General features: G+C 70.6%; 18 protein-coding genes. 8 read left to right on the top strand and 10 right to left on the bottom strand.

Features of this window, described 5'->3' with window-relative positions; translation table 11 throughout:
- Window positions 1-107: 107 nt before the first annotated feature.
- From ACWDR0_RS27270 to ACWDR0_RS27235, 8 genes are all read right to left on the bottom strand, one after another.
- Entirely contained in the window at window positions 108-446 is a 339-nt protein-coding gene (locus tag ACWDR0_RS27270) for a metal-sulfur cluster assembly factor (protein ID WP_456354428.1), read from the bottom strand.
- Window positions 443-928 carry a Fe-S cluster assembly sulfur transfer protein SufU gene (gene sufU, locus ACWDR0_RS27265; protein WP_456354427.1) on the bottom strand — a complete coding sequence of 162 codons (486 nt, stop codon included), beginning with the start codon at window positions 926-928 and terminating at the stop codon, window positions 443-445. The genes ACWDR0_RS27270 and sufU overlap by 4 nt, the downstream gene beginning before the upstream one ends.
- Window positions 929-942: 14 nt before the next feature.
- Window positions 943-2,202, bottom strand: a complete 1,260-nt coding sequence (locus ACWDR0_RS27260; protein WP_456354426.1) for a cysteine desulfurase — start codon at window positions 2,200-2,202, stop codon at window positions 943-945.
- Window positions 2,199-2,963, bottom strand: coding sequence for a Fe-S cluster assembly ATPase SufC (gene sufC, locus ACWDR0_RS27255; RefSeq protein WP_456354425.1), 765 nt, complete (start codon window positions 2,961-2,963; stop codon window positions 2,199-2,201). The genes ACWDR0_RS27260 and sufC overlap by 4 nt, the downstream gene beginning before the upstream one ends.
- A 7-nt stretch (window positions 2,964-2,970) precedes the next feature.
- Window positions 2,971-3,288 carry a non-heme iron oxygenase ferredoxin subunit gene (locus ACWDR0_RS27250; RefSeq protein ID WP_456354424.1) on the bottom strand — a complete coding sequence of 106 codons (318 nt, stop codon included), beginning with the start codon at window positions 3,286-3,288 and terminating at the stop codon, window positions 2,971-2,973.
- Entirely contained in the window at window positions 3,285-4,466 is a 1,182-nt protein-coding gene (gene sufD, locus ACWDR0_RS27245) for a Fe-S cluster assembly protein SufD (RefSeq protein WP_456354423.1), read from the bottom strand. Before sufD ends, ACWDR0_RS27250 begins: the two co-directional genes overlap by 4 nt.
- Before the next feature lie 98 nt (window positions 4,467-4,564).
- Entirely contained in the window at window positions 4,565-5,986 is a 1,422-nt protein-coding gene (gene sufB / locus ACWDR0_RS27240; protein ID WP_456354422.1) for a Fe-S cluster assembly protein SufB, read from the bottom strand.
- On the bottom strand, window positions 5,983-6,750 hold the full coding sequence (locus tag ACWDR0_RS27235; RefSeq protein ID WP_456354421.1) for a helix-turn-helix transcriptional regulator: 768 nt from the start codon (window positions 6,748-6,750) through the stop codon (window positions 5,983-5,985). Before ACWDR0_RS27235 ends, sufB begins: the two co-directional genes overlap by 4 nt.
- A 305-nt stretch (window positions 6,751-7,055) precedes the next feature.
- On the opposite strand from ACWDR0_RS27235, the gene ACWDR0_RS27230 reads away from it, so the two are divergent.
- From ACWDR0_RS27230 to ACWDR0_RS27220, 3 genes are all read left to right on the top strand, one after another.
- Complete coding sequence (locus tag ACWDR0_RS27230; RefSeq protein WP_456354420.1) at window positions 7,056-7,979, top strand: ABC transporter ATP-binding protein; 924 nt, start codon at window positions 7,056-7,058, stop codon at window positions 7,977-7,979.
- Window positions 7,979-8,755, top strand: coding sequence for an ABC transporter permease (locus ACWDR0_RS27225; protein ID WP_456354419.1), 777 nt, complete (start codon window positions 7,979-7,981; stop codon window positions 8,753-8,755). The genes ACWDR0_RS27230 and ACWDR0_RS27225 overlap by 1 nt, the downstream gene beginning before the upstream one ends.
- Before the next feature lie 122 nt (window positions 8,756-8,877).
- Window positions 8,878-9,849 (top strand): COX15/CtaA family protein, encoded by a 972-nt coding sequence (locus ACWDR0_RS27220; protein ID WP_456354418.1) that lies wholly within the window; start codon window positions 8,878-8,880, stop codon window positions 9,847-9,849.
- A gap of 125 nt (window positions 9,850-9,974) precedes the next feature.
- Here ACWDR0_RS27220 and ACWDR0_RS27215 read toward each other — a convergent pair whose 3' ends face one another.
- Together ACWDR0_RS27215 and ACWDR0_RS27210 are read right to left on the bottom strand one after the other, a co-directional pair.
- Window positions 9,975-10,295 carry a hypothetical protein gene (locus ACWDR0_RS27215; RefSeq protein WP_456354417.1) on the bottom strand — a complete coding sequence of 107 codons (321 nt, stop codon included), beginning with the start codon at window positions 10,293-10,295 and terminating at the stop codon, window positions 9,975-9,977.
- Between the two features lie 217 nt (window positions 10,296-10,512).
- Window positions 10,513-11,481, bottom strand: coding sequence for a heme o synthase (locus ACWDR0_RS27210; RefSeq protein ID WP_456354416.1), 969 nt, complete (start codon window positions 11,479-11,481; stop codon window positions 10,513-10,515).
- 380 nt (window positions 11,482-11,861) lie between these two features.
- Between ACWDR0_RS27210 and tkt the strand changes: the two genes are divergently transcribed.
- Genes tkt through pgl form a run of 5 tightly spaced genes read left to right on the top strand, consistent with a single transcriptional unit; the run spans window position 11,862 to window position 18,529 of the window.
- A complete protein-coding gene (gene tkt, locus ACWDR0_RS27205; RefSeq protein WP_456354415.1) occupies window positions 11,862-13,949 on the top strand; it encodes a transketolase in 2,088 nt (695 codons plus the stop codon).
- Between the two features lie 35 nt (window positions 13,950-13,984).
- Window positions 13,985-15,106, top strand: a complete 1,122-nt coding sequence (gene tal / locus ACWDR0_RS27200) for a transaldolase (RefSeq protein WP_456354414.1) — start codon at window positions 13,985-13,987, stop codon at window positions 15,104-15,106.
- Between the two features lie 5 nt (window positions 15,107-15,111).
- Window positions 15,112-16,644: a glucose-6-phosphate dehydrogenase gene (zwf, locus tag ACWDR0_RS27195; protein WP_456354413.1), complete on the top strand. Its 1,533-nt coding sequence runs from the start codon at window positions 15,112-15,114 to the stop codon at window positions 16,642-16,644.
- A complete protein-coding gene (gene opcA, locus ACWDR0_RS27190; RefSeq protein ID WP_456354412.1) occupies window positions 16,641-17,747 on the top strand; it encodes a glucose-6-phosphate dehydrogenase assembly protein OpcA in 1,107 nt (368 codons plus the stop codon). Before zwf ends, opcA begins: the two co-directional genes overlap by 4 nt.
- Window positions 17,744-18,529 carry a 6-phosphogluconolactonase gene (pgl, locus tag ACWDR0_RS27185; RefSeq protein ID WP_456354411.1) on the top strand — a complete coding sequence of 262 codons (786 nt, stop codon included), beginning with the start codon at window positions 17,744-17,746 and terminating at the stop codon, window positions 18,527-18,529. Before opcA ends, pgl begins: the two co-directional genes overlap by 4 nt.
- The last annotated feature ends 60 nt before the right edge of the window (window positions 18,530-18,589 follow it).

The following is an 18,589-nucleotide window of genomic DNA, read 5'->3' as shown; positions in this document are numbered from 1 at the left end:
GGCGTCCTCGACGACGGCGTGTTCACCGCACTGACCCCGGAGCGCCTGGACACCGTCCTGCGCCCCAAGGCTCCCGGCGCTCCTGGGATCCGCGGATCCCGGGGGGCTCAGACGTTGAAGCCGAGCGCGCGCAGCTGCTCGCGCCCGTCGTCCGTGATCTTGTCCGGGCCCCACGGCGGCATCCAGACCCAGTTGATCTTCAGCTCGTTGACGATGCCCTCGGTCGCCGACTTGGCCTGGTCCTCGATCACATCGGTCAGCGGGCAGGCCGCCGACGTCAGGGTCATGTCCAGCGTGGCGACATTGGAGTCGTCGATGTGGATGCCGTAGATCAGCCCGAGGTTGACCACGTCGATACCCAGCTCGGGGTCGACGACGTCGTACAGCGCCTCGCGGACTTCTTCCTCGGAGGCCGGCTTGAGCGTGGCCCCTGCGTTCTCGGTCATGCGGTCTTCCTCTCGGTGGCACCGGCGGTGGCACCGGATCCTTCGCCCAGCGCCTGGGCAGTGGCGTCCTTCCAGGCCATCCAGCCGAGCAGCGCGCACTTGACCCGGGCCGGGTACTTGGAGACACCGGCGAACGCGACCGCGTCCTCCAGCACCTCCTCCATGGCGTCGTCCGGCTCGATCCGGCCCCGGGACTGCATCAGCTCCAGAAAGGTCTCCTGGATCTTCTGCGCCTCGGCCAGCTCCTTGCCGACCAGCAGATCGTTCAGTACGGAGGCACTGGCCTGGCTGATGGAACAGCCCTGGCCCTCGTACGAGACGTCGGCGATCCGCGTGCCGTCGTACTTCACCCGCAGCGTGATCTCGTCGCCGCACGTGGGGTTGACGTGGTGCACCTCGGCGTCGCCCTCGCGAAGACCCCGGCCGTGCGGGTTCTTGTAGTGGTCGAGGATGACGTCCTGGTACATCGAATCAAGCTTCACGAAAGGCTCCGCTTCTACCCGAAGAACTGACGGACGTGCTCCAGCCCGTCGATCAGCGCATCGACCTCGGCGGGCGTGGAGTACAGATAGAACGACGCCCTGGTGGTCGCGGGAATTCCGTAGCGCAGGCAGACCGGCCGTGCGCAGTGGTGCCCGACGCGGACGGCGATGCCCTGTTCGTCGAGGACCTGGCCCACGTCGTGCGGGTGGATGTCACCGAGCGTGAAGGAGATCGCCGCACCGCGGTCCTCGGCCGAGGCCGGGCCGATGATCCGCAGGTCCGGGACGTCCGCCAGCCTGGCGAGCGCGTACTCGGTGATCGCGTGCTCGTGCGCCGCGATCTTCTCCATGCCGATGGCGTTGAGGTAGTCCACCGCCGCGCCGAGGCCGACGGCCTGGGCGATCGGAGGCGTACCGGCCTCGAACTTGTGCGGTGCCGGGGCATAGGTCGAGGAGCTCATCGAGACGGTCTCGATCATCTCGCCGCCGCCGAGGAACGGCGGGAGGTCCTCCAGCAGCTCCTGGCGTCCCCAGAGCACGCCGATACCGGTCGGGCCGCACATCTTGTGGCCGGTGAAGGCCACGAAGTCGGCGCCGAGGGCCTGGACGTCCAGCGGGGAGTGCGGGGCGGCCTGGGAGGCGTCGATCAGCACCAGCGCGCCGACCTCCTGGGCGCGCCGGACGATCGCGTCGACCGGGTTGATCGTGCCCAGGATGTTGGAGACCAGCACAAAGGAGACGATCTTGGTCTGCTCGGTGATGATCTCGTTGATGTTGCTCAGGTCCAGCCGGCCGTCGTCGGTGAGGCCGAACCACTTCAGCTTCGCGCCGGTGCGCTGCGCCAGCAGCTGCCACGGCACGATGTTGGAGTGGTGCTCCATCTCCGTGATGACGATCTCGGTTTCCCGGTCCACCCGGTAGGGCTCGTCGGCCCAGCCGAGCATGTTGGCGACCAGGTTCAGCGACTCCGAGGCGTTCTTGGTGAAGATCACCTCGTCCCGGCTGGGCGCGTTGATGAACTCCGCGACCTTGGTCCGGGCGTCCTCGTAGAGCGCCGTGGCCTCTTCGGCCAGCACATGGACACCACGGTGCACATTGGCGTGGTGCTGCTCGTAGTAGGTGCTGACCGCCTCGATGACCTGGCGCGGCCGCTGCGAGCTGGCGGCGCTGTCCAGGTACACCAGCTTCTTGCCGTCGTGGATCACCCGGTCGAGGATCGGGAAGTCCTTGCGGATCGCCTCGGTGTCGAGCAGCCCCGGCGAGGAGAACGTCACGTGGTGGCACCACCCTTCACATACGCCTCGTAGCCCTCGGCCTCCAGCTTGTCCGCCAGCTCGGGGCCGCCGGACTCGGCGATCCGGCCGGCCGCGAAGACATGCACGTGGTCGGGCTTGATGTACCGCAGGATGCGGGTGTAGTGGGTGATCAGCAGAGTGCCGACCGCACCGGACTCACGGACCCGGTTGACACCCTCGGAGACCACGCGCAGCGCATCGACGTCCAGACCGGAGTCGGTCTCGTCGAGGATCGCGATCTTCGGCTGCGCCAGTTCGAGCTGGAGGATCTCGTGACGCTTCTTCTCACCGCCGGAGAAGCCCTCGTTCACATTGCGCTCGGCGAAGGCGGGGTCCATCTGGAGCCGCTCCATGGTCTCCCGGACCTCCTTCACCCAGGTGCGCAGCTTGGGCGCCTCACCGCGGATGGCGGTGGCGGAGGTGCGGAGGAAGTTGGAGACGGAGACACCGGGGACCTCGACCGGGTACTGCATGGCGAGGAAGAGGCCGGCGCGGGCGCGCTCGTCGACGGACATCTCCAGCACGTCCTCGCCGTCCAGGGTGACCTGGCCGTCGGTGATCGTGTACTTGGGGTGACCGGCCAGCGAGTAGGCGAGGGTGGACTTGCCGGAGCCGTTGGGGCCCATGATGGCGTGGGTCTCGCCCTGCTTCACGGTCAGGTCGACACCCTTGAGGATCTCCCGGGAGCCGTTCTCGGCCTCGACGGAGACGTGCAGGTCGCGGATTTCAAGCGTTGCCATGGGTAGCTCAGGACTCCTGGGTGAGGGAGACGAGCACATCGTCCCCTTCGATCTTTACGGGGTATACGGGGACGGGGCGCGTCGCGGGCAGTCCGGACGGCTTGCCGGTGCGGAGGTCGAAGCTCGAACCGTGCAGCCAGCATTCGATCTGGCAGTCCTCCACCTCGCCCTCGGAGAGCGAGACGTTGGCGTGCGAGCAGATGTCGTAGATGGCGAAGACCTCACCCTCGGTACGGACGACCGAGACGGGCTTGCCGTCCAGCTCGACCCGCTTGGGGGTGTCCTCCTCCAGCTCGCTCAGCGCGCAGGCACGGACGAAACTCATGCGACCGACGCCTCCAGCTCTTCCTCGATCTTGGCGATCAGGCGCTCCTCGACATCGGGGAGCCCGATCTGCTGGACCAGCTCGGCGAAGAAGCCGCGGACCACCAGACGGCGGGCCTCCTGCTCCGGGATGCCGCGGGCCATCAGGTAGAAGAGCTGCTCGTCGTCGAAGCGGCCGGTGGCCGAGGCATGGCCGGCCCCGACGATCTCGCCGGTCTCGATCTCCAGATTCGGTACGGAGTCGACCCGGGCACCGTCCGTGAGGACCAGGTTCCGGTTCATCTCGTAGGTGTCGGTGCCCTCGGCGGCGACCCGGATGAGGACATCGCCGATCCACACCGCGTGGGCCTCGTCGCCCTGGAGCGCGCCCTTGTAGACCACGTTGGACTTGTTGTGCGGAGCGTTGTGGTCGACCAGGAGGCGGTGCTCCTGGTGCTGCCCGCGGTCGGTGAAGTAGAGGCCGAACAGCTCGGCCTCGCCGCCGGTGGCCGCGTAGGTGACCCGGGGGTGCAGCCGGACCAGGTCGCCGCCGAAGGTGACGACGACAGACTTGAAGGAGGCGTCCCGGCCGATCAGCGCGTCGTGCTGGGCGACATGGACGGCCTTGTCGTCCCAGTCCTGGACGGAGACCACGGTCAGCTTGGCGCCGTCGCCGAGGACGTACTCGACATTGGCGGCGAGCACCGCGTCACCGCTGTGGTCGATCACGACGACCGCCTCGGCGAACGCGCCCAGCTCGATCACCTGGTGGCCGAAGGCGACACCGCCCTCGCCGTGGACGGCGATCCGGATCGGCTCGGTGAGCACGGTCTCCTTGGGCACGGTGACGACCGTCGCCTGCTCGAAGGAGGTGTACGCCTGGGCCGCCACCCGGTCCACGGGCTTGCCGGCCCGGCCGAGCCGGGCGTCGTCGCGGCCGACGGTCTCGACGATGACGCCCTCGGGGGTCTCGACGGCCGTCTTCACGCCGCCGGAGGCGACGGCGGTGCCGTCGTGGAGTCCGGCGAGCCGCTCCAGCGGGGTGAAGCGCCACTCCTCCTCACGGCCGTGCGGGACCGGGAAGTCGGCCACGTCGAACGACGGGGGCGCACTCATACGAGTGGCGACGGTCGACTCGGCGGCCACCGCGATCGCGCCGGCGGTGGTGGAACCCGCCGGGATGTTCTGAGCCTCAGCCATGGCTGTCGTCGTGCTCTCTCTCTGCCTCTGGGTCAGGGAATCTGTCGCTGCGCGGGCGGGCACGGGCGTGCCCGCCCGGGAGGGGTACGGCGGCCGGGTCAGCCGACCGAGCCCTCCATCTGGAGCTCGATCAGCCGGTTGAGCTCCAGCGCGTACTCCATCGGCAGTTCCTTGGCGATCGGCTCGACGAAGCCGCGCACGATCATCGCCATGGCCTCGAACTCGGTCAGGCCCCGGCTCATCAGGTAGAAGAGCTGGTCCTCGGAGACCTTGGAGACGGTGGCCTCGTGGCCCATGGAGACGTCGTCCTCGCGGACGTCGACATACGGATAGGTGTCCGAGCGGGAGATCGTGTCCACGAGCAGCGCGTCGCAGAGCACATTGGACTTGGCGCCGGGGGCGCCCTCGCCGATCTCGATCAGACCGCGGTAGGAGGTGCGGCCACCGCCCCGCGCCACCGACTTGGAGACGATGTTGGAGGAGGTGTTGGGCGCCATGTGCACCATCTTGGCGCCGGCGTCCTGGTGCTGGCCCTCGCCCGCGAAGGCGATGGAGAGCGTCTCGCCCTTGGCGTGCTCGCCCATCAGGTAGACGGCCGGGTACTTCATGGTGACCTTGGAGCCGATGTTGCCGTCGACCCACTCCATGGTCGCGCCCTCGTACGCCACGGCGCGCTTGGTGACCAGGTTGTAGACGTTGTTCGACCAGTTCTGGATGGTCGTGTAGCGGCAGCGGCCGCCCTTCTTGACGATGATCTCCACCACGGCGCTGTGCAGCGAGTCCGAGGAGTAGATGGGGGCCGTACAGCCCTCGACGTAGTGGACGTAGGCGTCCTCGTCGACGATGATCAGCGTCCGCTCGAACTGGCCCATGTTCTCGGTGTTGATCCGGAAGTAGGCCTGGAGCGGGATGTCCACATGGACGCCCTTGGGGACGTAGATGAACGAGCCGCCGGACCAGACGGCGGTGTTCAGCGAGGCGAACTTGTTGTCGCCGACCGGGATGACGGTGCCGAAGTACTCCTGGAAGAGCTCGGGGTGCTCCTTCAGCGCGGTGTCGGTGTCGAGGAAGATGACACCCTGCTCCTCCAGGTCCTCACGGATCTGGTGGTAGACCACCTCGGACTCGTACTGCGCGGCGACACCGGCGACGAGACGCTGCTTCTCCGCCTCCGGGATGCCCAGCTTGTCGTAGGTGTTCTTGATGTCCTCGGGGAGGTCCTCCCAGGACGCCGCCTGCTTCTCGGTGGAGCGGACGAAGTACTTGATGTTGTCGAAGTCGATGCCGGAGAGGTCGGAGCCCCAGCTCGGCATGGGCTTCCGGTCGAACAGCCGTAGACCCTTGAGGCGCAGCTTCAGCATCCACTCCGGCTCGTTCTTCTTCGCCGAGATGTCGCGGACGACCTCCTCGGAGAGGCCGCGCTTGGCGGCGGCACCGGCTTCGTCCGAGTCGGCCCAGCCGAATTCGTAGGTGCCCAGACCCTCCAGTTCGGGGTGAGCAGTCTCCGTGGGGAGAGTCATGCGGGGTTCCTCCCGGCCGTGCTTGCGGATGCTGATGATGTGGTGGTCGGTGTCTGCGGGGGCGGTGCCGCCGGAGCGGCGCCCCGCGGGATGAACGTCGTGCACACCCCGTCGCCGTGGGCGATGGTGGCCAGACGCTGCACATGGGTCCCGAGAAGCTCGGAGAAGATCTCGGTCTCCGCCTCGCAGAGCTGCGGGTACCGCTCGGCGACATGGGCGACCGGGCAGTGGTGCTGGCAGAGCTGCTCGCCCTGCTGGGCGCCCGGCGCACTGCGCGCCACAGCAGCGTACCCGTCGGCACTGAGCGCTTTCGCCAGTGCTTCGGTGCGCTCGCCGGGCGGGGCCGCCGCGACGGCCTCCCGGTAGGCGCCGGCCTGGCCGGCGAGCCGGTCGCGGGCGAAGGCGGTGACCGCCTCGCCTCCCGCGTGCCGCTCGATCCACCGCAGGGCGTCCACCGCGATCGCGTCGTAGGCGTGGTCGAAGGCGTCCCGGCCGCAGTCGGTCAGGGCGAAGACCTTCGCCGGACGGCCACGGGTGCGGGCGCCGTAGACCCGCTTCTCACGGGCCACGACCACCTGGTCGGCGGCGAGGGCGTCGAGATGGCGGCGGACCGCGGCCTGGGTCAGGCCGAGCCGGCCCGCAAGGTCGGCCACGGTGGAAGGACCGTGGTCGAGGATGGAGCGCGCGACCCGGTTGCGGGTGGAATGATCCGACCTCGCTCCGGCCGCGAGCTCCTCCCGGGGAGCCTCGCCGACGTTTTTCACAACGCCATTGTTGCGTAATTCGCCGAGGCGTGACAACCGCCACCAGGGGGTCCTTGCGGTGCCGTTCATCACTTAGGGTAACCTAAGCCGGTTGGCCTCCTAAGCCGCTTCGTAGCGGCTCTCACCAGGCAGAACACCCCATCGCGAGACCCCGGTGACCCGGCTTTTACCCGGTCGCGCAGGCCCCTCTGTTCACTGGTTCAGCACCAGCCCCGGCAGCCTCGGCCGCCCCAGGGCGGCGCACTTCGGCCGTCCCCCGGGGGTACGCCCACGGGCCGCGCGCGGGGGCACCTAGACTTCCGGGCATGCAGAGCGAGCCCGCCGTCCGGATCCGGGGCCTGGTCAAACGGTACGGATCCAAGGCGGCCGTGAACGGCCTCGACCTGACGGTCCCCCGGGGTACCGTCACCGCCGTCCTCGGCCCCAACGGAGCCGGAAAGACCACCACCATCGAGATCTGCGAGGGCTATCGCCGCCCCGACGCGGGCACGGTACGCGTCCTCGGGCTCGATCCCGTCGCCGACGCCGCGGAGCTGCGTCCCCGGGTGGGCGTGATGCTCCAGTCCGGCGGCGTCTACTCCGGCGCCCGCGCCCTGGAGATGCTCCGCCATATGGCGAAGCTGCACGCCGATCCGCTGGACGTCGGCTTCCTGGTCGAACGCCTCGGCCTCGGCGACTGCGGCCGCACCTCCTACCGCCGGCTCTCCGGCGGTCAGCAGCAGCGGCTCTCGCTCGCCATGGCCGTCGTCGGCCGCCCCGAGCTGGTCTTCCTGGACGAGCCCACCGCCGGGCTGGACCCGCAGGCCCGCCGCGCCACCTGGGACCTGGTGCGCGAACTCCGCTCCGACGGGGTCACCGCGGTCCTCACCACCCACTTCATGGACGAGGCCGAGCAGCTCGCCGACGACGTCGCCGTCGTCGACGGCGGCCGGGTGATCGCCCAGGGCAGCCCCGAGCAGCTCTGCCGGGGCGGCGCGGAGAACACCCTCCGCTTCACCGGCCGGCCCGGGCTGGACATGGGCTCCCTGCTGAAGGCGCTGCCCGACGGCACCGAGGCGGTCGAGCCCCTGCCGGGCACGTACCGGATAACCGGCGACGTCGGCCCCCAGCTGCTGGCCACGGTCACCTCCTGGTGCGCCCAGCACGGCGTCATGCCGGACGGCATCTCGGTGGAGCGCCGCACCCTGGAGGACGTCTTCCTGGAGCTGACCGGCAAGGAGCTGCGCTGATGAGCACCGGTACGTACACCCCGCGCCCCGGCGCCGCGCCCCTCGGCCGCATGATCGCCGCCCAGACCGCGCTGGAGACCCGGATGCTGCTGCGCAACGGCGAACAGCTGCTGCTCACCCTGGTCATCCCGTCCCTGGTGCTGGTCCTCTTCTCCTCCGTCGACATCATCGACACCGGCAGCGGGAAGGCCGTCGACTTCCTGGCGCCGGGGGTGCTGGCGCTCGCCGTACTGTCGACCTCGTTCACCGGCCAGGCCATCGCCACCGGTTTCGAGCGCCGGTACGGGGTGCTCAAGCGGCTGGGCGCCTCTCCGCTCCCCCGCTTGGGCCTGATGTGTGCCAAGACCCTCTCGGTGCTGACGACCCAGGTGCTCCAGATCACCCTGCTGACCGCGATCGCCCTGGCCCTGGGCTGGTCCCCGCAGGGCGGTGCCGCCGGGTTCGCGGCCGTTCTGCTGCTGCTCGCGCTGGGCACCGCCGCCTTCAGCGGCCTGGGCCTGCTGATGGCGGGCACCCTGCGGGCGGAGGCCACCCTCGCGGCGGCCAATCTGGTCTTTCTGCTGCTGCTGGTCGGCGGCGGGGTGATCGTGCCGCTGGACCGCTTCCCGGACGGGATGGCGGACGTGCTGGCGTATCTGCCGATCTCCGCACTCTCCGACGGGCTGCGGGACATCCTCTCCGACGGGACCTCCGTCCCCTGGGGAGCGCTCGGCACCCTCGCCGTCTGGGCGGCCCTCGGGCTGGGCGCGGCGGCGCGCTTCTTCCGCTGGGAGTGAGCCGCGGGGGCTCCGGAAGTGACCCCCGCGAGGGGCTCCGGGGGCTCCTGGGGTGAACCCCGCGGCGCCCTCCGGTCCCGTCGGACCCCCCTCGTGAATCGGTGCACAAAGCCCCGCCTACGATGGAGCCCGTGCAAACTCCCCTCGACCGCATCGCCAAGCGCTGGACGCCCGCTCCGGGAATCGTCCGGCGGGCCGCACTCTCCGCCGTCGTGATGACCGTCGTCATCATCGTCACCGGAGGGGCGGTCCGGCTCACCGGGTCGGGCCTGGGCTGCGACACCTGGCCCAAGTGCACCGACGACAGTCTCTTCGCCACGCCCGAGCAGGGACTGCACGGGGCGATCGAGTTCGGCAACCGGATGCTGACCTACGTGCTCTCCGCGGCCGTCGGCTGGGCGATCATCGCGGCCCGCTCGGCCAAACCGCGGCGCCGTTCGCTCACCCGGCTCGGCTGGGCCCAGTTCTGGATCGTGGCGAGCAACGCGATCGTCGGCGGCATCACGGTCTGGACCGGACTGAACCCGTGGACCGTCGCCGGACACTTCGTCCTCGCCAACGCCCTGCTCACCGTCGCCGTGCTGACCTGGCACCGGGCCGGTGAGGGCGACGGCGAGGCCCGCCCCCGGGTGCCGCTGCCGGTCCGCCGGCTCTCCTGGGCCATCGTGATCACCGCCGGGCTGGCCATCGTGCTGGGCACCGCCGTCACCGGCGCGGGCAAGCACGCGGGCGACAGCAGCGACGTACCGCGGATGCCGTGGGACTGGGTCAACGCGGCACATCTGCACGCCGCCTCCGCATGGGTGATCTGCGCGCTGGCGCTCGCCATGTGGCTGGTGCTGCGGGTGGTGGACGCCCCGGGCGACACCCGGGCCCGGGCCCGCGATCTGCTGATCGTGCTGCTGCTCCAGGGCGGTATCGGCTATCTCCAGTACTTCACGGGCGTCCCCGAGATCCTCGTCGGGGTGCACATGCTGGGCTCGTCCCTGATGTGGATCGCTGTGGTACGGCTGGCGCTGAGCATGCGCGAGCGGCCCGCGGAGCCCGCGGCGGCGATCCCGGCACAGGCGGACGCGGTCCTCAGCCGGGCCTGAACCGGCCGCCGCAACACCCCGGGCGGAACCGCCGGGGCAGGAACAGCGGGACAGGAACACCAAGGGCGGGCCGGACCACGGAGAACCGTGGTCCGGCCCGCCCTTCGGCGTGTACGGCCGGCCGGTCAGCCGCCCGCGGGCCCGCCGACCTGGATACCCGCCATCCGGGTCCACTCGTACGGCCCGGTACGCACCTTCGCGGCGAACTCCCCGTCGAAGGTCTCGTGGAGGGTGAGCCCGGCCTGCCCGGCCGCCGCCTCGGCCACCGCGTGGCTGGGGGCCACCAGATCCCCCCAGAAGCCGTCCGAGCCGACCAGGACGATCCGGGTGCCCGCCTGCCCCATGTAGGCGAGCTGCCCCTCGGCCCCGCCGTGCTTCTTCGCGAAGGCGGTGATCTCCCGGGCGAGCCGTGCGGCCTTGCGGTCCGCGTGCTTGGTGTCTGCCATGGCCACGATGTTACGTACGGGTAATCGGCGGCGGCCATGGCGCCGGGGCGTGGCGTGAACCACGTACGCCCCCGCGCACCCCCGTACACCTTTCCGTCCGGGCACCCGGGCACCCGCCAAGCACCCGCCGGGCATTCGGCACGGCCGGAAAACGCTCCGGGGGCGGGCCCGTGTGACGGGCCCGCCCCCGGAGCGGAGCGAACGGTACGACGGCGGCTCAGCGCAGGAAGGGATCCACCGCGACGGCCACGAAGAGCAGCGACACATAGGTGATGGACCAGTGGAACAGGCGCATCTCCTTGAGCTTGGCGCCCGAGAGCCCGGCCTTGGCGCGGGCCTGGAGCGCATGCGCCTCCCAGAGCCACCAGCCGCCCGCGAGCAGCGCCACGGTGGTGTAGAACCAGCCGGTGTAGCCCATCGGGGTGAGCAGCAGGGAGACCGCCACCATCACCCAGCTGTAGAGGACGATCTGCCGGGCCACGACCCGGCTGGAGGCGACCACCGGCAGCATCGGCACGCCGACCCGGGCGTAGTCCTCGCGGACCCGCATGGAGAGCGGCCAGTAGTGCGGCGGGGTCCAGAAGAAGATGACCAGGAAGAGGACGACCGCGGCCCACGACATCGAGTTGGTCACCGCGGACCAGCCGATCAACACCGGCAGACAGCCCGCGATCCCGCCCCAGACGATGTTCTGGGTGGTGCGCCGCTTCAGGATCATCGTGTAGACGACGACGTAGAACAGCAGCGCGCCCAGGGAGAGCCAGGCGGAGAGCCAGTTGACCAGCAGGCCGAACCAGAGCGTGGAGACCACGGCCAGGGTCAGGCCGAAGACCAGGCCCTCGCGCGGCGAGACCATGCCGGTGACCAGCGGACGCTGGGCCGTACGGTCCATCAGCGCGTCGATGTCGCGGTCGATGTACATGTTCAGCGCATTGGCGCCGCCCGCGGAGAGATAACCGCCGACGCAGGTCACCAGGACCAGCCAGAGGTCCGGCACCCCTTGTGCGGCGAGGAACATCACCGGCACGGTGGTGATCAGCAGCAGTTCGATGATCCGCGGCTTCGTGAGTGCCACGAATGCCATGATCCTGGCCCCGAAGGGCCGACTGCCCGGGTTCCCCGCGGCCCGCTCGGAATGGGCGGTGCCCCCACCCGCTGGACGGGATTCGACGGCCGTCACGCACACCCCTGAGGAAGATTCCAGCAAGTCCCGGACGCATGACAGCACAGTTGAGGCCCGGTGAGACTTGCGCGTACCACGCCACTGTAGAGGCTGCCCATCTCTCGCTTCGCACGGGGGTGGGTCGTGTTGTCGCGGGGGTGCCGCGGGCCCGGCCCGGGGCCGCACCCGGACGGCGGGCACCGGGCCGCGGCGGCCGGGAGGCGAAGTCCGGCCGGGCGCGGCAGGCTGGCAGGAGGACGCCCGGCGGCGGCCCACGGGTGTCCAGTGGCCGGATGGCCGAAAATCGCCGATGGGTGCCAAGGGTAGGCTCGGCGACGCCCGGTGCATTCGTCGTTACCGGGACCTGACATGTGGAGACATGCGGAGAGGAGCCCTGACCCAGGGTGAGCACCAAGCCGACCACCACAGACCTCGAGTGGACCGATCTGGACCAGCGAGCCGTCGACACGGCACGCGTCCTGGCCATGGATTCCGTACAGAAGGTCGGCAACGGCCACCCCGGTACGGCCATGAGCCTCGCGCCCGCCGCGTACGTCCTGTTCCAGAAGCTGATGCGGCACGACCCGGCCGACGCCGACTGGACCGGCCGGGACCGGTTCGTCCTGTCCGCCGGGCACTCGTCGCTGACCCTTTACATCCAGCTCTACCTGGCCGGGTTCGGTCTGGAGCTGGACGACCTCAAGGCGTTCCGCACCTGGGGCTCGAAGACCCCCGGCCACCCGGAGTACGGCCACACCACCGGCGTCGAGACCACCACCGGCCCGCTGGGCCAGGGTGTCGCCAACGCGGTGGGCATGGCGATGGCCGCCCGCTACGAGCGCGGCCTGTTCGACCCGGACGCGCCCGTCGGCACGTCCCCGTTCGACCACACCATCTGGGCGATCGCCGGTGACGGCTGTCTCCAGGAGGGCATCTCGGCCGAGGCGTCGTCCCTCGCGGGCCACCAGAAGCTCGGCAATCTGGTGCTGCTCTGGGACGACAACCACATCTCCATCGAGGGCGACACCGAGACGGCGGTCTCCGAAGACACCCTCAAGCGGTACGAGGCCTACGGCTGGCACGTCCAGCGCGTGGCGCCGCAGGAGAACGGCGACCTGGACCCGGCGGCGCTGTACGCGGCGCTGCGCGAGGCGCAGGCCGTGACCGACCGCCCGTCGTTCATCGCGGCCCGCTCCATCATCGCCTGGCCCGCGCCGCACGCCCAGAACACCGAGGCCGCCCACGGCTCGGCGCTGGGCGCCGAGGAGGTCGCGGCCACCAAGCGGGTCCTCGGCTTCGACCCGGAGCAGGACTTCGAGGTCGCCGACGAGGTCATCGCGCACACCCGCGAGGCCCTGGACCGGGGCCGCGAGGCGCGTGCCGAATGGGAGAAGACGTTCGCCGCGTGGCGGACGGCCAACCCGGAGCGCGCGGCCGAGTTCGACCGGATCAGCGCGGGCGAGCTGCCCGCGGGCTGGGAGGACGCGCTCCCCGACTTCGAGACCGGGAAGTCCGTCGCCACCCGCGCCGCGTCCGGCAAGATCCTCCAGGCGCTGGGCGCGGTGATCCCGGAGCTGTGGGGCGGCTCGGCCGACCTGGCCGGCTCCAACAACACGACGATCGACAAGACGTCGTCGTTCCTGCCGGAGGGCAACCCGCTGCCGGAGGCCCACCCGTACGGCCGGACCATCCACTTCGGTATCCGCGAGCACGCGATGGCCGCCGAGATGAACGGCATCGCGCTCCACGGCAACACCCGGATCTACGGCGGCACGTTCCTCGTCTTCTCCGACTACATGCGCAACGCGGTCCGGCTGTCCGCGCTGATGCACCTGCCGGTGACCTACGTGTGGACGCACGATTCGATCGGTCTCGGCGAGGACGGCCCGACCCACCAGCCGGTGGAGCACCTGGCGTCGCTGCGCGCCATCCCCGGTCTGAACCTGGTCCGGCCGGCCGACGCCAACGAGACGGTGATCGCCTGGCGCGAGATCCAGCGCCGCTGGACGAAGGAGTTCGGCAAGGGCGCCCCGCACGGTCTGGCGCTGACCCGCCAGGGCGTGCCGACCTACCCGCTCAACGAGGACGCGGCGCGCGGCGGCTATGTGCTGGCCGAGGCCGAAGGCGGCGCCCCGGAGGTCGTGCTGATCGGCACCGGCTCCGAGGTGCAGCTGGCCGTGGCCGCCCGGGACGAGCTGCAGGCGGCGGGAGTGCCCACCCGGGTGGTCTCGATGCCGTCGGTGGAGTGGTTCGAGGAGCAGGACCAGGCGTACAAGGACGCGGTGCTGCCGCCGTCGGTGCGGGCGCGGGTGGCCGTCGAGGCGGGCATCGGGCTGACCTGGTACCGGTACGTCGGCGACGCGGGCCGCATCGTGTCGCTGGAGCACTTCGGCGCCTCGGCGGACGGCAACGTCCTCTTCCGGGAGTTCGGCTTCACCGCCGACGCGGTGGTCTCGGCCGCCCGGGAATCTCTCGACGCCGTCCGGCGCTGACGCCATTACACAGTGATCACAGGAGTTGTTTTTCGATGACAGACGACGCGCTCAAGCGCCTCACCGACGAAGGCGTCGCGATCTGGCTGGACGACCTGTCCCGCAAGCGGATCACCTCCGGGAACCTCGCCGAGCTGCTGGACCAGCAGCATGTGGTGGGCGTGACCACCAACCCGTCGATCTTCCAGAAGGCGATCAGCGGCGGTGACGGCTACGAGCAGCAGCTGCGCGAGCTGGCCACCCGCAAGGTGACGGTCGAGGAAGCCATTCGCATGATCACCACGGCGGACGTCCGGGACGCGGCGGACATCCTCCGCCCGGTCTTCGACGCCACCGAGGGCCAGGACGGCCGGGTCTCCATCGAGGTGGACCCGCGGCTCGCCCACCACACGGCGGCCACCGTCGCCGAGGCCAAGCAGCTGGCCTGGCTGGTGGACCGCCCCAACACCCTGATCAAGATCCCGGCCACCCGGGCGGGGCTCCCGGCGATCACCGAGACCATCGGTCTCGGGATCAGCGTCAATGTGACGCTGATCTTCTCGCTGGAGCGCTACCGCGAGGTCATGGACGCCTACCTGGCCGGTCTGGAGAAGGCGCACGAGCGCGGCCTGGACCTGTCGAAGATCCATTCGGTGGCGTCGTTCTTCGTCTCCCGGGTGGACGCCGAGATCGACAAGCGGCTGGACGCGCTGGGCACCGACGAGGCGAAGGCGGCCCGCGGCAAGGCGGCCCTGGCCAACGCCCGGCTGGCCTACGAGGCGTACGAGGAGGTCTTCTCCTCCGAGCGCTGGGCGGCCCTGGACCGCGCCCGGGCCAACAAGCAGCGTCCGCTGTGGGCCTCGACCGGTGTCAAGGACCCGGCCTACAAGGACACGCTGTACGTGGACGAGCTGGTGGCCCCGGGCACGGTGAACACCATGCCGGAGGCGACCCTGGAGGCCACCGCCGACCACGGGTCGATCACCGGTGACACCATCCGCGGCACCTACGACACCGCGCGCGCCGAGCTGGCCGCCGTGGCGGCGCTGGGGATCTCGTACGACGAGGTCGTCCAGCTGCTGGAGGACGACGGCGTCGAGAAGTTCGAGGCCGCCTGGAACGACCTGCTCAAGTCGACCGAGGCGGCGCTGGCCCGCCTCGCACCGTCGGAGGGCTGACCACCGTGTCCGGTTCAAGCGAGGCCAATCCGCTTCGCGACCCCGCCGACCGGCGGCTCCCGCGCATCGCGGGGCCGTCGGGCCTGGTGATCTTCGGGGTCACGGGCGACCTGTCGCGCAAGAAGCTGATGCCCGCCGTCTACGACCTCGCCAACCGCGGACTGCTGCCGCCGGGCTTCTCGCTCGTCGGCTTCGCGCGCCGCGAATGGCAGGACGAGGACTTCGCCCAGGAGGTCCACGACGCGGTCAAGGAGCATGCCAGGACCCCCTTCCGCGAGGAGGTCTGGCAGCAGCTGAACCAGGGCATGCGCTTCGTCCAGGGCGATTTCGACGACGACGACGCCTTCGAGACCCTGAAGAAGACGATCGCCGAGCTGGACCAGGCCCAGGGCACCGGCGGCAACTTCGCCTTCTATCTCTCGGTGCCGCCGAAGTTCTTCCCCAAGGTCGTCCAGCAGCTCAAGAAGCACGGGCTGGCCGACCAGAAGGAGGGCTCCTGGCGCCGGGCGGTCATCGAGAAGCCCTTCGGGCACGACCTGGTGTCCGCCATGGAGCTCAACCAGGTGGTCCACGAGGTCTTCCCGCCGAACGAGGTCTTCCGGATCGACCACTACCTCGGCAAGGAGACCGTCCAGAACATCCTGGCGCTCCGGTTCGCCAACACCCTCTTCGAGCCGATCTGGAACCGGTCGTACGTCGACCATGTCCAGATCACCATGGCCGAGGACATCGGCATCGGCGGCCGGGCCGGGTACTACGACGGTATCGGCGCCGCCCGTGATGTCATCCAGAACCATCTGCTCCAGCTGCTGGCGCTGACCGCGATGGAGGAGCCCGCCTCCTTCGACGCCGATGCGCTGGCCGCGGAGAAGACGAAGGTCCTGGGTGCCGTGAAGCCGCCGAAGGACCTGGGCACCACCACGGTGCGCGGTCAGTACGCGGCGGGCTGGCAGGGCGGCGAGAAGGCCGTCGGCTATCTCCAGGAGGACGGTATCGACCCGGACTCCAAGACCGACACCTATGCGGCGGTCAAGCTGGAGATCGACAACCGCCGCTGGGCCGGGGTGCCGTTCTATCTGCGCACCGGCAAGCGGCTGGGGCGCCGCGTCACCGAGATCGCGGTGGTCTTCCAGCGCGCCCCGCACTCCCCCTTCGACCACACCGCGACCGAGGAGCTGGGGCAGAACGCCCTGGTCATCCGGGTCCAGCCGGACGAGGGCGTGACCCTGCGGTTCGGCTCGAAGGTGCCGGGGACCTCCATGGAGGTACGGGACGTCTCGATGGACTTCGCCTATGGCGAGTCGTTCACCGAGTCCAGCCCGGAGGCGTACGAGCGGCTCATCCTCGACGTGCTGCTCGGCGACTCCAACCTCTTCCCCCGGGTCGAGGAGGTCGAGCTGTCGTGGAAGATCCTCGACCCGATCGAGCAGTACTGGGACTCCCACGGCAAGCCCGCCCAGTACCCGTCCGGGACCTGGGGTCCGGTCGAGGCGGACGAAATGCTCGCACGAGACGGACGGAGCTGGCGCCGGCCATGAAGATCGACCTTACGGACACCACCTCCAGCAAGATCAACAAGGCGCTGGTGCAGGGGCGGCGGGCCATCGGCACGCCCGCCGTCGGCATGGTGCTCACCCTTGTCATCGTGACCGACGAGGAGAACGCCTACGACGCCCTGAAGGCCGCGAACGACGCCTCGCGCGAGCACCCCTCGCGCACGCTCGTGGTCATCAAGCGGGTCTCCCGGACCCCGCGGGACCGGGCGCAGACCCGGCTGGACGCCGAGGTCCGCGTCGGTGCCGACGCGGGCACCGGCGAGACGGTCGTGCTGCGGCTGTACGGCGAGGTGACGGAGCACGCCCAGTCGGTGGTGCTTCCGCTGCTGCTGCCGGACGCGCCGGTCGTGGTGTGGTGGGCGGTCAACGCCCCGCTGCATCCGGCGAAGGACCCGCTGGGCGCGCTGGCCCAGCGCCGGGTGACCGACACCTATGCGGCCGAGGACCCCGTCGGGGAGCTGAAGGTGCGCTCCGAGGCGTACACCCCGGGCGATACGGATCTGTCGTGGACCCGGATCACGCCCTGGCGCTCCATGCTGGCCGCCGCGCTGGACCAGGTGGCCTGCGAGGTCACCGGGGTCGAGGTGGAGGGCGAGGAGTTCAACCCGAGCGTGGAGCTGCTGGCCATGTGGCTGGCGGACCGGCTGGGGGTGCCCGTACGGCGCACCGCGTCGGCCGGGCCCGGGCTCACCGCGGTGCGGATGGAGACCGACTGCGGTCCGATCGTGCTCGACCGGGCCGACGGCTCGCTGGCGAACCTCTCCATCCAGGGGCAGCCCGACCGGGCCGTGGCACTCAAGCGGCGGGAGACCGCCGAGCTGATCGCCGAGGAGCTGCGCCGGCTGGACCCGGACGACACCTATGCCTCCGCCCTGCGGTTCGGGGTGGACCGGCTCGGTGACGGCGGGCCCGGCGGTTCGGCGGATGTCGCCGAGATCGCGGCGGCCGCCCGTGCGGTCGCCGCCGCCGAGGCCGAGGCGGAGTCGGAGGGGGCCGCCGCGGCGGCCCCGGCCGCGCCCGCCGCCACAACCCCGGCCAAGAGTGCCGCCAGGAAGTCCGCGGCGAAGAAGGCGGCGGCCAAGTGAGCGGCGCCCCGCAGATCGTCGTCCACCGGGACAAGGAGCTGATGGCCCAGGCCGCGGCGGCCCGGCTGATCACCCGGATCGCCGACGCCCAGGCCGCCCGGGGCTCCGCCTCCGTGGTGCTCACGGGCGGCCGGAACGGCAACGGTCTGCTGGCCGCGCTCGGTGCCTCCCCGGCCCGTGACGCGGTCGACTGGGGACGTCTCGACGTGTGGTGGGGCGATGAAAGGTTCCTCCCCGAGGGGGACCCGGAGCGCAATGCGAGCCAGGCCCGCAAGGCGCTGCTGGACCATGTCCCGGTCGATCCGGCCCGGGTCCGTCCGATGGCCGCGTCCGACGGTCCGTACGGGAACGACGTGGAGGCGGCGGCCGCCGCCTACGCGGCCGCGCTGGCCGCCGCGGCGGGCCCGGAGGACCACGGCCCGGTGCCGGTGTTCGACGTCCTGATGCTGGGCGTCGGACCGGACACCCATATCGCGTCGCTCTTCCCGGAGCATCCCGCGGTCCGGGAGACCGAGCGTACGGTCGTCGGCGTCCACGGCTCCCCGAAGCCGCCGCCGATCCGGATCTCGCTGACCCTTCCGGCGATCCGGGCGGCCCGCGAGGTCTGGCTGCTGGCGGCGGGCGAGGACAAGGCGAACGCCGTGGCGATCGCCCTGTCGGGCGCGGGTGAGCTGCAGGCTCCGGCCGCGGGTGCCCGCGGGCGGGCCAGGACGCTCTGGCTGCTGGACTCGGCCGCGGCGGCCCAGTTGCCGCGCGAGCTGTATCCGCCGGCCTCCGCGTAGCCCAACACGGCACGGCAACGGCCGGAGGCCCGGGCACCGTCACGGTGTCCGGGCCTCCGG

This window comes from Streptomyces sp. NPDC003691, from assembly GCF_053981115.1.
This window is presented reverse-complemented; position numbering and strand designations above follow the sequence as displayed.